This is a genomic window from Providencia sp. PROV255 (genome assembly GCF_028478065.1).
Classification (GTDB): Bacteria; Pseudomonadota; Gammaproteobacteria; order Enterobacterales; family Enterobacteriaceae; genus Providencia; species Providencia rettgeri.
Window position 1 is genome coordinate 236,303 of sequence record NZ_JAMPMI010000001.1, and the last position, 14,879, is coordinate 251,181.

Annotated in this window: 19 protein-coding genes; 12 read left to right on the top strand and 7 right to left on the bottom strand. The window is 41.8% G+C overall.

Going from position 1 to position 14,879, the window contains the following annotated elements:
- Window positions 1-4 precede the first annotated feature (4 nt).
- Entirely contained in the window at window positions 5-808 is an 804-nt protein-coding gene (mlaF, locus tag PR725_RS01100) for a phospholipid ABC transporter ATP-binding protein MlaF (RefSeq protein WP_004908275.1), read from the bottom strand.
- A 479-nt stretch (window positions 809-1,287) separates the two neighbouring features.
- Here mlaF and kdsD point away from each other — a divergent pair, with 479 nt between their 5' ends.
- From kdsD to rnk, 11 genes are all read left to right on the top strand, one after another.
- Window positions 1,288-2,256: an arabinose-5-phosphate isomerase KdsD gene (kdsD, locus tag PR725_RS01105; protein WP_272567179.1), complete on the top strand. Its 969-nt coding sequence runs from the start codon at window positions 1,288-1,290 to the stop codon at window positions 2,254-2,256.
- Between the two features lie 14 nt (window positions 2,257-2,270).
- On the top strand, window positions 2,271-2,831 hold the full coding sequence (gene kdsC / locus PR725_RS01110; protein ID WP_004908270.1) for a 3-deoxy-manno-octulosonate-8-phosphatase KdsC: 561 nt from the start codon (window positions 2,271-2,273) through the stop codon (window positions 2,829-2,831).
- 16 nt (window positions 2,832-2,847) lie between these two features.
- Window positions 2,848-3,423, top strand: coding sequence for an LPS export ABC transporter periplasmic protein LptC (gene lptC, locus PR725_RS01115; protein ID WP_004908267.1), 576 nt, complete (start codon window positions 2,848-2,850; stop codon window positions 3,421-3,423).
- A gap of 1 nt (window position 3,424) precedes the next feature.
- Window positions 3,425-3,985 carry a lipopolysaccharide ABC transporter substrate-binding protein LptA gene (lptA, locus tag PR725_RS01120; protein WP_004908264.1) on the top strand — a complete coding sequence of 187 codons (561 nt, stop codon included), beginning with the start codon at window positions 3,425-3,427 and terminating at the stop codon, window positions 3,983-3,985.
- A 5-nt stretch (window positions 3,986-3,990) separates the two neighbouring features.
- The gene (gene lptB / locus PR725_RS01125) at window positions 3,991-4,716 is read left to right on the top strand and encodes an LPS export ABC transporter ATP-binding protein (RefSeq protein WP_004908261.1); all 726 of its coding nucleotides are present in this window, start codon (window positions 3,991-3,993) and stop codon (window positions 4,714-4,716) included.
- Window positions 4,717-4,757: 41 nt separating this feature from the next.
- A complete protein-coding gene (gene rpoN, locus PR725_RS01130) occupies window positions 4,758-6,203 on the top strand; it encodes an RNA polymerase factor sigma-54 (RefSeq protein ID WP_004908258.1) in 1,446 nt (481 codons plus the stop codon).
- Between the two features lie 22 nt (window positions 6,204-6,225).
- The gene (hpf, locus tag PR725_RS01135) at window positions 6,226-6,513 is read left to right on the top strand and encodes a ribosome hibernation promoting factor (protein ID WP_004258306.1); all 288 of its coding nucleotides are present in this window, start codon (window positions 6,226-6,228) and stop codon (window positions 6,511-6,513) included.
- Window positions 6,514-6,606: 93 nt separating this feature from the next.
- Window positions 6,607-7,074, top strand: coding sequence for a PTS IIA-like nitrogen regulatory protein PtsN (gene ptsN, locus PR725_RS01140; RefSeq protein WP_004258311.1), 468 nt, complete (start codon window positions 6,607-6,609; stop codon window positions 7,072-7,074).
- A gap of 119 nt (window positions 7,075-7,193) precedes the next feature.
- Window positions 7,194-8,045 carry an RNase adapter RapZ gene (gene rapZ, locus PR725_RS01145; RefSeq protein ID WP_004258318.1) on the top strand — a complete coding sequence of 284 codons (852 nt, stop codon included), beginning with the start codon at window positions 7,194-7,196 and terminating at the stop codon, window positions 8,043-8,045.
- Window positions 8,046-8,050: 5 nt separating this feature from the next.
- The gene (gene npr, locus PR725_RS01150) at window positions 8,051-8,323 is read left to right on the top strand and encodes a PTS phosphocarrier protein NPr (RefSeq protein WP_004258320.1); all 273 of its coding nucleotides are present in this window, start codon (window positions 8,051-8,053) and stop codon (window positions 8,321-8,323) included.
- A gap of 211 nt (window positions 8,324-8,534) precedes the next feature.
- Window positions 8,535-8,945 (top strand): nucleoside diphosphate kinase regulator, encoded by a 411-nt coding sequence (gene rnk, locus PR725_RS01155; RefSeq protein WP_004908251.1) that lies wholly within the window; start codon window positions 8,535-8,537, stop codon window positions 8,943-8,945.
- Window positions 8,946-9,076: 131 nt separating this feature from the next.
- Here rnk and PR725_RS01160 read toward each other — a convergent pair whose 3' ends face one another.
- Window positions 9,077-9,544 carry a helix-turn-helix domain-containing protein gene (locus PR725_RS01160; RefSeq protein WP_272567183.1) on the bottom strand — a complete coding sequence of 156 codons (468 nt, stop codon included), beginning with the start codon at window positions 9,542-9,544 and terminating at the stop codon, window positions 9,077-9,079.
- A gap of 197 nt (window positions 9,545-9,741) precedes the next feature.
- Window positions 9,742-11,082: a metalloprotease PmbA gene (pmbA, locus tag PR725_RS01165; protein WP_164529166.1), complete on the bottom strand. Its 1,341-nt coding sequence runs from the start codon at window positions 11,080-11,082 to the stop codon at window positions 9,742-9,744.
- A 185-nt stretch (window positions 11,083-11,267) separates the two neighbouring features.
- Here pmbA and yjgA point away from each other — a divergent pair, with 185 nt between their 5' ends.
- Complete coding sequence (gene yjgA / locus PR725_RS01170; RefSeq protein WP_004258329.1) at window positions 11,268-11,813, top strand: ribosome biogenesis factor YjgA; 546 nt, start codon at window positions 11,268-11,270, stop codon at window positions 11,811-11,813.
- 71 nt (window positions 11,814-11,884) lie between these two features.
- Here yjgA and PR725_RS01175 read toward each other — a convergent pair whose 3' ends face one another.
- The 4 genes from PR725_RS01175 to tldD all read right to left on the bottom strand — a co-directional run bounded on the left by PR725_RS01175 (window position 11,885) and on the right by tldD (window position 14,876).
- The gene (locus PR725_RS01175; protein ID WP_004908243.1) at window positions 11,885-12,472 is read right to left on the bottom strand and encodes an RBBP9/YdeN family alpha/beta hydrolase; all 588 of its coding nucleotides are present in this window, start codon (window positions 12,470-12,472) and stop codon (window positions 11,885-11,887) included.
- A 60-nt stretch (window positions 12,473-12,532) separates the two neighbouring features.
- Window positions 12,533-12,820, bottom strand: a complete 288-nt coding sequence (locus PR725_RS01180; protein WP_004908240.1) for a barstar family protein — start codon at window positions 12,818-12,820, stop codon at window positions 12,533-12,535.
- 12 nt (window positions 12,821-12,832) lie between these two features.
- Window positions 12,833-13,321, bottom strand: coding sequence for a ribonuclease domain-containing protein (locus tag PR725_RS01185; RefSeq protein WP_272567190.1), 489 nt, complete (start codon window positions 13,319-13,321; stop codon window positions 12,833-12,835).
- Between the two features lie 109 nt (window positions 13,322-13,430).
- Window positions 13,431-14,876, bottom strand: a complete 1,446-nt coding sequence (gene tldD / locus PR725_RS01190; protein WP_004908235.1) for a metalloprotease TldD — start codon at window positions 14,874-14,876, stop codon at window positions 13,431-13,433.
- Between the last annotated feature and the right edge of the window lie 3 nt (window positions 14,877-14,879).

Sequence of the window (14,879 nt, forward strand, 5' to 3'; positions counted from 1 at the left end):
TATTTTACCCTAATAAATCAGCCAGATAATCATTGGCGGGAAAACGGAATGGAACAGGCCCATCAGCAATGCCATCAAGGAATTGTCGTACACGAGGGTCTTGGTTTTCTCGCAATTCTTCACCCGTTCCCTGAGCAATGACATGCTGCTGCGCAACAATATAAGCATTATCTGCGATACTCAATACCTCTGGAACATCATGGGAAACCACGACACAGGTGACACCCAGCGCTTGATTAAGCTCATCAATCAATTTAACCAAAACACCCATAGTAATCGGATCTTGGCCGACAAAAGGTTCATCAAACATGATTAAATCTGGGTCAAGCGCGATAGCACGTGCTAACGCAGCACGCCGTGCCATACCTCCTGACAACTCAGATGGCATTAATTGAGCAGCGCCACGTAAACCAACCGCCTCTAGTTTCATCATCACCGTCGTATGAATCAGCGATTCTGGCAAGTTAGTGTGCTCACGTAGAGGGAAAGCCACGTTATTAAATACGTTCATATCCGTGAATAACGCCCCGGATTGAAACAGCATGCTCATCTTTTTACGAGATTGATACAGCTTTGAGCGTGACAGCGCTGGAATATTGTCGCCATCAAACCAAATTTCACCTTCATTTGGCCGTAATTGCCCACCAATCAAGCGCAGTAATGTGGTTTTACCAATCCCTGATGGCCCCATAATTGCCGTAATTTTTCCACGAGGAACCGCCAGATTAATATTTTCAAATATTTTCCGGCTTCCACGAGTAAAGGACATGTTCCGTACTTCAATTAAGTTGTCTGTCTGTGCTTGCATTGTTAAATAACTCGTTATACACCACGCGTAAATATTTTTTATCCGTTCAGATGTTACCGAAAGATAAACTGAAAATCGTCAAATATCACAACAAAATAGAATTTATAGTATTATAGCGTTGAAAATATGACTTTTAGTGTTACAACCCTGTTTTTACCTTCAGATAACAGAGAAAAAACAATATAATTTACCTATAGTCAGCAAAAGCTTTCACTATTAACAGCAGATAGCTCTTAGAATGTTGTGATTTACCTAGCTTGAGGATACTCGAATTTGCCTATCCATTTTTGGTTCAAGATGCTAATGAAATCGTCTTGTACGTATTAAATTCTACATCGAAGTCCCGAAAAATACTCATTAAGTATAAAACTAACATTAAAAATAGCTTAACTGACAAAATACTTACTGATACCAAGTATTCGTTATACAATTTAATTTCGCTAATCCGATTAACTTAAAAGCTACGCATGGAACTAGAAATGTCAAACTTCGATTTTCAGAAAGTAGGTAAAGAAGTTCTCCATATCGAACACGAAGGTTTAAAAAACCTAGAACAATATATCAATACTGACTTTGACCGCGCTTGCCAGCTCATTTTTAACTGTGAAGGTAAAGTCGTCGTAATGGGAATGGGGAAATCGGGGCATATTGGCCGTAAAATTGCCGCCACACTAGCGAGTACAGGAACACCATCATTTTTTGTTCATCCGGGAGAGGCCAGTCACGGTGACCTTGGGATGATTACTCATAACGATGTTGTGTTAGCCATTTCAAATTCTGGTGAGTCAGGAGAAGTTTTAGCCTTACTTCCTGTTTTAAAAAGAATTAAAGTGCCTTTAATCTGTATGACTAACAACCCTGAAAGTAATATGGGAAAATATGCAGATGTTCATTTATGCATCAAAGTCCCTCAAGAAGCCTGTCCATTGGGGCTTGCTCCTACCACGAGTACAACAGCTACACTCGTGATGGGAGATGCATTAGCGATAGCCTTATTAACCGCCCGCGGCTTCACTGCGAATGATTTCGCACTTTCGCATCCGGGTGGCGCACTTGGGCGCAAACTTTTACTCCTCGTTCGTGATTTAATGAATACGGGTGATGAAATCCCCCATATTCCTAAAAGTGCGTCTTTACGCGAGGCTTTAGTGGAAATTACCCGCAAAAAACTGGGTATGACCGTTATTTGTGATGATGATATGAATATTGAAGGTATTTTCACTGATGGGGATTTACGCCGTATCTTTGATATGGGAATCGACCTGAATAACGCTAAAATTGCTGATTTAATGACCCCCGGTGGAATTCGAGTATCACCAACCATGTTAGCGGTTGAAGCGCTTAATTTAATGCAATCTCGGCATGTGACTTCGTTATTAGTTGCAAATGATAACAAATTAGTTGGTGTGCTACATATGCATGATCTGCTTCAAGCAGGTGTTGTATAACATAAGGAAATACCATGACGTCTACCTTGTTGGAAACCTGCTATGGCCCTGTTGCCAATACTGTTTTAACCAAAGCAGAAAAAATCAAATTATTGATCTGTGATGTTGATGGTGTCATGTCTGATGGCTTGGTCTATATGGGAAATAATGGCGAAGAACTCAAAGCCTTTAATGTCCGTGACGGCTATGGGATACGTTGCTTATTAACTTCCGGTATTGAGGTCGCCATCATTACAGGAAGAAAAGCGAAGCTTCTTGAAGATAGGGCCCAAACATTAGGCATTACATATCTTTACCAAGGTCAAAGCGATAAGCTTTTGGCGTATCACGAACTGTTAGATACACTACAATTATCAGCTGAAGAAATAGCTTATATTGGGGACGATCTGATTGACTGGCCTGTTATGGCTAAAGTAGGCTTATCCGTCGCCGTCGCGGATGCCCATCCTTTGTTATTACCGCGAGCGGATTATGTGACTCGCATTGGCGGAGGAAAAGGCGCAGTCCGCGAACTTTGTGACCTTATTTTGCTTTCTCAAGGCAAACTGGAAGAAGCAAAAGGTTTATCAATATAACGAATAGATTGAATTCATGAGCAATGCGAAGAAGTGGTTAATTATTATTTTATCCTTGGTTGTATTAGGGCTTATCGGCTGGAATTTAGCAGGTAGTGATTCTGACAACCAAGAGGATAAAGTAATTAATGATGGTCAACCTAATTATCAAACTGATGATTCAGTGACTTTTGTCTATAATCCAACGGGTAATTTAGCGTATAAACTCGTTTCAGATAAAATAGATAACTACACTGAAGGAAAAATCACGTGGTTTTCAAAACCGGTTCTAACCACTTATAACGAAGCGGGCGAGCCAACTTGGACGGTTAAGGCTTTCAAGGCTAGGTTAACGAACGATAGAATTCTCTATTTATATAGCGATGTTCAGGTTGATAGCTTAACCAAAGACTCGCAGATCCAACGAATTACAACTGAGAGTGCAGTTGTCAATTTGACAACACAAGACGTTTCATCTGATGATAAAGTGACCATTATTGGACAAGGTCTCAATTCTACCGGTATGAAAATGAAGGGAAACCTTCGTACAAGAACGGCTGAATTAATCGAAGATGTTAAAACTCATTATGTGTTACAACCAGAAGAGCATTAAAATGAATCAAGTAACTAAGAAACGTTTTATTCAAGGAGCTGTTGCCAGTGCAATCTTGGCTCTTAGCCTACCTGCAATGGCATTAAAAAGTGATACGCAGCAGCCAATGACGATTAATTCGGTCAAACAATCTCTTGATTTAGAAAAAAACGTCACCACCTTTACTGATGATGTTGTTATTAAACAAGGTTCTATTGATATCAGAGCCAATAAAGTGGTTGTAACACGTCCAAGTAGTGACTCGGATAAAATTGTGATTGAGGCCTTTGGTACCCCGGTTACCTTTTACCAATTACAGGATGATGGCAAACCAATTAAAGGCCATGCCAGCAAAGCCCGTTATGAGGTCGATAAACAGCTCGTCACCTTAACAGGCAATGCTTATCTTGAGCAGTTAGACAGCAATATCCAAGGTGACAAAATTACCTATTTGGTTCCTACGCAGCAAATGGAAGCATTTAGTGATAAAGGTAAACGCGTCACCACTGTAATACTGCCAGCCCAATTGCAAGAAAAAGGCCCAGCAGCGAATAAAAATTCATCAGCAAGTAAGAGTAAATAACTGTTATGGCTACACTAACCGCTGAAAATCTAGCTAAAGCCTATAAAAAACGTAAGGTCGTTGAAGATGTCAGCCTGGAAGTTAAATCAGGGGAAATCGTTGGCTTGTTGGGACCAAACGGTGCCGGTAAAACCACAACCTTTTATATGGTTGTGGGTATTGTTCAGCGGGACGCTGGCAAAATTATGATTGATGGTGAAGATATCAGCCTTCTACCACTGCATGAACGTGCTCGTCGTGGAATTGGCTATCTTCCTCAAGAAGCCTCAATTTTTCGCCGCCTCAGCGTTTATGATAACTTAATGGCTGTGTTAGAAATTCGCGAAGATTTGAGCTCCCAGCAACGTAAAGAACGTGCTGAGGAATTGATGGAAGAATTTAGTATCACCCATCTTCGGGACAGTATGGGGCAGTCGCTATCCGGTGGGGAACGCCGCCGTGTGGAAATTGCGCGTGCACTTGCTGCTAACCCAAAATTTATTTTATTAGACGAACCTTTTGCGGGTGTAGACCCTATTTCCGTCTTAGATATCAAAAAAATCATTCAGCACTTAAGAGATTACGGCCTCGGCGTTTTAATTACCGACCATAATGTGCGGGAAACCTTAGATGTGTGTGAAAGAGCCTATATTGTCAGCCAAGGGCACTTAATTGCGCATGGGTCACCAACCATGATCTTAGAGAACGAACAAGTGAAACGTGTATACTTAGGTGAAGGTTTCCGGTTATAAATTATCGTGTTGTCATTTTTTAGGGAGAATAAAACAGATTCATGAAGCAAAGTTTGCAGCTTAGAGTCAGTCAACAACTTGCAATGACCCCTCAATTGCAGCAAGCTATCCGCTTGTTGCAGCTGTCTACACTTGAGCTTCAGCAAGAAATTCAACTTGCCTTGGAAACCAACCCACTTCTTGAACAAGAAGAGTTGAATTCCGAGCCCGAATCTATTGACTCCCTAAATGAAAATACCGATACCAGTGAACTCGATACCAAAGACGCTCTTGAAAATCATGATATGCCAGATGAGCTCCCTTTAGATGCTGATTGGGATGAAATATATACTGCAGGAACACCGTCAGGGACCAGTAACGATTATAGTTTTGATGAACTGCCTGTTTATCAAGGTGAAACGACACAAACGCTGCAAGATTACTTGACATGGCAAGCTGAGCTGACCCCTTTTACTGACACAGACAGGGCAATCGCTACTGCCATTATTGATTCAATAGACGATTCCGGTTATCTGACAACAGCAATTTCTGATATACATGAAGGGATTGATAACCCTGAAATTAGCATAGAAGAAGTCATCGCTGTCCTAAAGCGTATTCAGCATTTCGACCCACTGGGTGTTGCAGCACAAGATTTAAAAGAGTGTTTATTAATCCAATTGTCGCTGTATCCTCAGCAAACTGATGGGCTACAAGATGCAAAGCGCATTATTAGTAACCATATTGATTTGCTGGCTAACCGTGATTTTCGCCAGCTGAGTAAATTAACTCGCTTAAAAGAAGATGCACTAAAAACCGCGATAGACCTGATTTTAACGCTGAATCCAAAACCCGGCCAATCCATCAATACTGGGGAATCAGAATACGTTATTCCTGATGTTTTAGTGAAAAAAATTGCTGGGCACTGGCAAGTTGAGTTAAATACAGATAGCATCCCTAAACTAAGTATTAATAACCATTATGCTTCGATGCTAAATAATTCAGCAAATGAAGATGACTCACAATATATTCGTAGTCATCTGCAAGATGCAAAATGGTTGATTAAAAGCCTTGAAAGCCGCCACGAGACACTCTTAAAAGTCGCGACTTGTATTGTAGAACAGCAACAAGAATTCTTTGAGCTGGGTGAGGAATATATGAAACCGATGATACTGGCCGATATCGCCTATCAAGTGGACATGCATGAATCAACCATCTCACGAGTAACAACTCAAAAGTTTCTCCATAGTCCACGAGGCATTTTTGAATTGAAGTATTTTTTCTCCAGCCATGTTAATACGGACACAGGTGGCGAAGCCTCCTCAACCGCAATTCGAGCATTGGTGAAAAAACTGGTTGCTGCTGAAAACCCAGCAAAACCATTGAGTGACAGTAAATTGACGAGTATGCTGGCAGAACAAGGCATTCAAGTCGCTCGCAGAACTGTTGCTAAGTATCGAGAATCGTTATCCATTCCGCCCTCTAACCAGCGTAAGCAGCTGGTTTAATTGATAAAATAAGGAAGATTGTATGGAATTTCAGATTACTGGACACAATATTGAAGTTACTCCTGCATTGCGCGAGACTGTTGAGAAAAAACTCAAAAAATTGGAGCAATTGTTTGATCGTATTAATGGTATCCAAGTTGTCTTGAAAGTTGAAAAAGTTCAGCAAATTGCTGAAGCAACCGTGCAAGTTAATGGAGCGGATCTCCACGCATCAGCGGAAGAAAACGATATGTACGCTGCTATAGATATACTCGTAGACAAACTGTCGCGCCAATTAACCAAACATAAAGAAAAACTGAGACAACATTAATACATTGACGCGGCTTATTAATTAGCCGAATAATGTTTCAAACCAGATGGTGGGATACATCATCTGGTTTTGTAGTCCTAAGTGAACAATAAAATGAATAGTGATATAGAAATCCAGTTAAACGTTGTTTTATCATCAGCCTGTACACGTAATAATATTGTGTGCACCAGTAAAAAAAGAGCTTTAGAAATTATTAGTGAGCTGGCTGCCGTTGAATTGGAATTACCTGAAAATACGGTATTTGAAGCGTTATTAACCAGAGAAAAAGTTGGCACAACAGGTATTGGCGGCGGTATTGCCATTCCTCATGGAAAGCTGAACGAAGGTGAAAGTAGCCGTGCTGTCGGTGTCTTTTTACATTTAGAAGAGCCGATTGCTTTTGATGCAATTGATAACCAGCCTGTTGACTTGCTTTTCGCTTTACTCGTGCCATCAGACCAATGTAAAACGCACCTGCATACGTTGTCGCTTATCGCCAAAAAATTAGCCGATAAAACGCTCTGTAAACGCCTGCGCAGTGCACAAAGTGATGAAGAGCTATACAGCATAATTACAGAGTAAGCGATAAATTATGTATCTTGCCATATGCAAATGATATTGTTATGGTTTCTAAGTAATATTAATTGGCAAGTACTGCTTTTCAAGAAACACATTATTAAGAAACAAAAGGGAGCAAGCTCATGGTGCTGATGATAGTCAGCGGCCGTTCCGGTTCGGGGAAATCCGTTGCCTTACGTGCGCTGGAAGATATGGGTTTCTATTGCGTAGATAACCTACCGGTTGTATTACTGCCGGAGTTAGCGAATTCACTGGCTGATCGTAATATTTCAGCAGCGGTAAGCATCGACGTGCGTAATATGCCCGACAATCCAGAGATTTTCGAAGAAGCGATTGATAAATTACCATCAACCTTCTCTCCTCAATTATTGTTTCTAGATGCCGACCGTAACACGCTTATACGTCGTTATAGTGACACTCGTCGGTTGCACCCACTTTCAAGTAAAAATCTTTCGCTTGAAAGCGCAATAGATGAGGAAAATGAGCTACTTGAACCTTTACGCTCTCGTGCTGATTTAGTTATTGATACCTCAGAAATGTCCGTTCATGAATTAGCTGAAATGCTAAGAACACGTTTGATGGGCAAACGTGAGCGTGAACTGACAATGGTGTTTGAATCCTTTGGTTTCAAACATGGTATTCCTATTGATGCCGATTATGTATTCGATGTGCGTTTTTTACCAAACCCGCACTGGGATCCGAAATTACGCCCAATGACAGGTCTTGACCGGCCCGTTGCTGCATTCTTAGATAGGCATACTGAAGTCCATAACTTCATCTACCAAACTCGTAGTTATTTAGAATTATGGCTACCGATGTTAGAAACCAATAACCGTAGCTATTTAACTGTTGCGATTGGCTGTACAGGAGGGAAACACCGTTCAGTATACGTCGCAGAACAACTTGCCGATTATTTCCGTTCCCGTGGTAAAAATGTGCAGTCACGCCACAGAACATTGGAAAAGCGTAAATAACAGCAATGACCGTAAAAGCCACAATAACGCTCAAAAATCGGCTTGGGATGCATGCACGGCCTGCCATGTTACTCTATGATTTAGTTAAACAATTTAACTCTAGAGTTATTTTGCGTAATAATAATCAAATTGAGGCGGAGGCCGATAGCGTTATTGCGATGTTGATGTTAGACTCAGAACAAGGCAGTAAGATTGATATCGAGGTTAGCGGTCCGGATGAAAATCAGGCCTTGTCTGCAATTATCAACCTATTCGAAAACAGGTTTGACGAAGAATAGTTGATGAAATGATGAAAAATAGCAGAGTTTCAAGCTAGCTATAGCATGTCAATCAGTAGATTTTTATCTAGGCAGGCTTAGAGATCGTGATCATGATCTCTTCCCTTTAAAGCGTATAGCGCCTAATATTTTAAACAAACTTATTTCTAGCGACACCCCCTACCTTATGGGTGGGGGGTGTTTGCTTTGTATGTCTCTATTGGAGTGTGGTATGACAAAGCCAACAATTATTATCAATGATTTAGATGCTGAACGTTTAGATGCACTGATGGAACAGCCGGCTTATGCGGGCACACCGGTTGCCGAAGCGCTCAATGATGAACTTGACCGTGCAGATATTCTTAGCCCACAAGAAATCCCTGCGGATGTGGTCACGATGAACAGTACCGTTCGCTTTTTGGATTTAATCAGCAACGAAGAACGCACACGCACCTTAGTTTACCCTGCGTCACTTAAAGATAGTGCGGAGCAACTGTCTGTGATGGCTCCGATTGGTGCAGCCTTGTTGGGCTTGCATGTAAACGATGAAATCAGCTGGGAATTGCCAAACGGTGTTCAAACACGTGTTCGTGTACTTGAAATCGTTTATCAACCAGAAGCAGCTGGTGAGTTCCACCGTTAATCACGACAACGGCTGAATTAAAGAAGGCTTAGCGAAAAAAGTTTTATTTAAAAAACTCAGGCAAGTCCTCTAACCTATTCAGGCACTCAATTGAGTGCCTTTTTTGTTTTAATAGGTAGTAAGGATATAAGCTAGTGCTTTTTAGTCATATTTATCAATCTATTATTTTCCCATTGGTGAAAGAGCTTATCCAATAAAAACAGTTTGATTACCTTTATCGCTAACAACCCGCCCCAAATAGCACTAACCCAAATAGGCCAATGGCTCTCTGGTGTATAAATATAATTAGCGGTATACAGTATTACGCATACAATAATCGCTGTTATTATATTTTTAAGTAACTTTGCTTCATTTCTTACCCGCTTTTTAGCCTCTTCTATCCGATGATCTAGCTCAATACTTTCGGGTAAAGGTGTAGATGTCAGTTCAGACACACTCACATTAAATACTGATGCTAATGCACTGAGTGTTTCTAAGCTAGGTACTTCACCGTTTTCAATTCGTTGGATAGTTCTTGTGCTCAGTGATGATAGTAGAGCGAGCTGTTCTTGAGACCAAGCTCGCGCTAATCTCAATTGTTTAATTTTATTTTCCATCATAACCTACCTTAAAAATCGAATGATCTTAGGAGATGGCTATACTGTCAGCATAATGCAATCATGACCACGACAGCATGACGACAGAGCGACGACACCGCAGTGACAGTGGTAAATACTATTTTATAGAATAAAAAACGCCCAATAACAAATGTATTAGGCGCCTTGTTTCACACAAAACAGAGGAAGAACAAAAGGAGTTACTCTCCTGCAATGCTCATTTCTGGGATCAATACCGAACCACACTGAATATTACTGCGAGTTTCAATATCATCAGCGATAGTCACCATATTCGCCCACATATCTTTTAGGTTTCCAGCAATAGTAATTTCACTCACTGGGTACTGAATCTCACCATTTTCGACCCAAAAACCTGAAGCGCCACGAGAATAATCTCCTGTAATCCCACTCACCCCTTGACCCATTAACTCAGTAACGATTAGCCCTGTTCCCATTTGTTTCAGTAATGCATCAAATGAAAGCCCTTGGCCTGCAATACGCCAATTATGGATGCCGCCCGCGTGGCCAGTGCTTTGTAAACCTAGCTTTCTTGCTGAATAGCTGGTCATCAACCACGTTTGTAGAACACCATTTTCGACGATATTGCGTTCACAAGTGCGAACACCTTCGCTATCAAAAGGTGATGATGCTAATCCACCCATTAAATGCGGTTGCTCATTGATAGTTAGCCAGCTTGGTAGAATTTGTTTTCCTAGGCTATCTAATAAGAAAGAAGATTTACGGTAAATACTGCTGCCACTAATAGCACCAACTAAGTGGCCAAATAGACCTGTTGCCACTTCGGCCGCAAAAATAACAGGCGCTTTCATCGTAGGTAATTTACGAGGTGACAAACGAGATAAGGTGCGACGAGCGCACTCCTGCCCTACCCACTCAGGGGACTGTAATGCGTCTAAGCTACGACCGATCGTATAAGCGTAATCACGTTCCATCTCACCATTTTGCTCTGCAATCACACAACTCGACATCGAATAGCGGCTTGAGCAGTAGCTTTGCAGCATACCATGGGAGTTGCCAAACACACGTACACCATAGTGCCCATTAAAACTGCCGCCTTCGGTATTCACAATGCGGGGGTCTGCATTTAATGCTGACATTTCTGCAACTGATGCTAAGCGGATAGCTTCTTCGGGAGAAAGTTCGCTCGCTTGAAACAAATTGAGGTCAGGAGCTTCAAAAGCCAACAAAGATTTGTCTGCCGGCCCTGCACACGGGTCTTCTGAGGTGTAATTAGCGATATCAATTGCCGCCTGAACGGTACGTTCAATCGCTTCAGGGCTTAAATCTGTAGAAGAGGCACTACCTTTACGTTGTTGATGATAAACGGTGATCCCTAATGCCCCATCACTGTTAAACTCAACATTTTCGACTTCCCCTTGGCGGGTACTCACACTAATTCCTGTGCTTTTGTTTACTGCGACTTCCGCAGCATCACAACGTGTTTTTGCAAATTCTAATGCGTGTGCGACGGCTTCTTCGAGTTTTTTACGTTGTTCAGTGACTTGTTCAGTTACACTCATGCTTTAGTCCAATCAATAATATGGGGGAAACGTGATTTTCTGCCCTAACACGTAAATGCTAGGTAGTCATAGAGGGGTTTTCCCAGTTACAATATATAATAGATGAATGTTAACACTCACAACACAGTAAATCATATTAATTACGCGTAATTAAACCACTGTGTTCGGTAAAAAGGAAAATCGATATGGCCAAACAGCCTGATGACTGGCTGGATGATATCCCAGCGCCGCAAGACGAAGAAGACGAGGAAATCATTTGGGTCAGTAAAAGCGAAATTAAGCGCGATGCTGAGATCCTCAAAAAATTAGGGGCTGAGCTCGTTGATTTAAGTAAAAGTGAATTAGAACGTATTCCGTTAGATACTCAATTACTTGAAGCTATTGAACTTGCTCAAAAAATCAAACGTGAAGGCCGTCGTCGCCAATTACAATTGATTGGTAAGTTATTACGTTCACGTGAGGTTGAGCCGATTACAGAGGCTCTGGATAAGCTTAAAAACCGTCACAACCAACAAGTAGTCATTTTACATAAACTGGAAGACTTACGAACCCGTTTATTAGATGGCGGTGATGAAGTCATTGAAGACGTAGTTGCCCTGTTCCCACAAACAGACAGGCAACAATTGCGTGCATTAGTCCGTAATGCGAAAAAAGAGCGTGAAGGCAATAAACCGCCAAAAGCCTATCGCCAAATCTTTCAATATTTGAAAGATCTGTCTGAAATGGCTTAATAAATTATCCCCTATGCTACGGCTAGGGGATTTTTCTTGGTAAATGTACCTAGTATTCTTACCAGCCATAACTAGCTAAAATGCGCTTTGATTGTATCAAGTAGTGTTTTGAACTCAGTATAGCCTTCTCTATCAAGGAAATGCCCGGCAGATTCTTCAATAATAACCTGTGTTTTTAAAGCCTCTGCCAATGCTTTCGAAGACCTTGGTGACACAATTTCATCATTGGTTGATATAATCGATATTCGATTATTTGCTATCTGTATGAGTTCATCATAATTCAATGGCTCAAGGGTGTGATGCTGTAATTCTGGCAATGTTTCTTGCGTTTCATCAAACCCTGATACCAATACATAACCCGCTACCGATTGCCTCGTATTTTGCAAAAATCGTAATGCGGTAATGCAACCTAAGCTATGACCAATCAAAACCGTATTTTCATCAATATCAAAAGGTAAGTGTTGTAAGCGCTGCTGCCACCTTTTAGGGTCGGGAGTTAAAGAATCAGGCATGGTGGGGACGTTAACAAAAGCGCCTAAGGCTTCAAGCTCTGATTTCAACCATGGAAACCAATTTTTATCAGGGGATGCCGTATAGCCGTGAACAATAAGGAATTTTTTTTCTTTTAGCGGAAATGCAGTGCAGGTAACGTTATTCATCCTAAAGACCCCTATCAGCTCAGTTATCTTATTTAGACTTTACCATGAGTGATAGGAATATTAGTTAGAGCTTTTTGTTATATCTAAAGCAAAAACGAACTCTTCTTCCCACATATCTTGTGCGTCATTCATCACATCAATAACATCTGCGAATTTTATACGTTGTTCGGCTGTCATATGTGAAAACGTGATGGTTACAGGCAACTCAATGCCAGCGGAAACCATGTCCCACAGGGCATCAAGATTATAGCCAAACCAATCAGGAAGGGAAAATTGTTGAGCAAATTGATCATAAAAATCATTCAATGAATTTATTTGCCTGAAATCAAAGCTCACCTGTTTGCTCATTATGATTTTCCTTTAGTGGACTTGAGTAAAGCTCTTATAGTGGTCATGAGTCACAAAAATCATCCCATCCGATGAGTACAGCAAACGGTCTGCCCCGCGATGACCACAGCGATAATTGATATCTGCTTCAAACCACTGACGCCCTTGTGCAGTTGGCAAACTTTTTTCACGGTTAGAAAAACGGTCTCCGCCAATTGCTCTTCCAGGTAACACATCGCAAAGGTTACCTTTTTTCGCATCCCATCCGGCTTCACGGGCTTGTTTCTTCGTCATATAGAAAGCTGGAAGTTTTTGATATTTTTCCATAAAACTAACCACGTTGTCTTGTGCAGTTAGCTTATCAATCGGTTGTGGTGTTTCTTTTGGTGTTATCGCTTCACGAGAAGGTGGATTGCTTTGATTAATGGATGGTTCAGATGGTGTTTTATCTCCACCATTGAAATAAAGGCTAATCACAATCAAAATAGCCATCAATACGACAGGTAAAAAACGTTTATTCATAACACCTCAGTTGTTTTGTGCTTTGCAGGCACACAATCGCCCTAGTCACAACACCGACAAGAAGTTGTCACCAGGGCGAGCAGAGCCTAGTTTATATCGCCATAAACGATTATGCGGTACCGCCAACGGTCAGTTTGTCCAGTTTTAATGTAGGTTGGCCTACACCAACAGGAACACTTTGGCCTTCTTTGCCACAAACACCAACACCTTTATCTAGCGCTAAGTCATTACCAACCATTGAAATCTGCTGCATAGCTTCAACACCTGAGCCTATTAACGTAGCCCCCTTCACAGGAGAAGTAATCTTACCTTTTTCAATCAGGTAAGCTTCTGATGTTGAAAATACAAATTTACCTGAGGTGATATCTACCTGACCACCACCAAAGTTTGGTGCATAAATGCCTTTATCCACACTAGCAATAATTTCTTCTGGCGTTGATGTCCCTGCTAACATGTAGGTATTGGTCATACGCGGCATCGGTAAGTGCGCATAAGATTCACGACGTGCATTACCTGTTGGAGTAACTCCCATCAGGCGTGCATTCAGTTTATCTTGAATATAATTACGTAAAATACCATTTTCTATTAGGACGTTATACTGCCCAGGCACCCCTTCGTCATCAATAGCGAGAGAGCCACGACGGCCCGCTATCGTGCCATCATCCACGACGGTACACAGTGGTGATGCGACTTGTTCACCAATTTGGCCTGAAAATACAGATGTGCCGCGACGGTTAAAGTCACCCTCTAAACCATGCCCCACCGCTTCATGCAATAGAACCCCAGGCCAACCGGCACCTAGCACAACAGGCATCATTCCCGCAGGAGCCGCAACTGCAGACAAGTTCACCAGTGCCATACGCACCGCTTCGCGTGCATATTGTTCAGCAACTACTTGCCCTTGGTGAATTTCCAAGAAATATTCATAACCATAACGACCACCACCGCCACTTGCACCGCGTTCGCGCTTGCCGTCATGTTCCACCAGCACGCTGACTGACAAACGCACTAACGGGCGAATATCTGCCGCCAAAGTACCATCTGTTGCGGCGACTAACACTTGCTCATAAACACCGGTTAAACTAGCATTGACCTCAATGACACGCGGGTCTTCTGCGCGTGCAACTTGGTCAACACGATGCAGCAAATCAATTTTTTGTTCCCGCGATAAGCTTTGCAGTGGATCTGCCACTGAATACAATTTTTTATATTCAACGTTAGTTAAAATTTGTGATTTACCAGAGCCTTGCTCATTCACAATGCTGCGTGCAGCGGTAGCACTTTGTGTCAGCGCGTGTAGCGAAATTTGGTCTGCATAAGCAAAACCCGTTTTTTCACCACTAACAGCTCTCACACCAACACCTTGGTCGATATTGTAAGAGCCATCTTTGATGATCCTATCTTCAAGCACCCATGACTCATGGAAGCTCGATTGAAAGAACAGATCCGCATAATCTAGATGGCGCTCAGATAACAAACCTAAAATGTCATACAGATTTTCTTGCCCAAGGCGGTTGGCGGCCAGCAAATGTTCGCTGACAGAAACTAAACTCATATT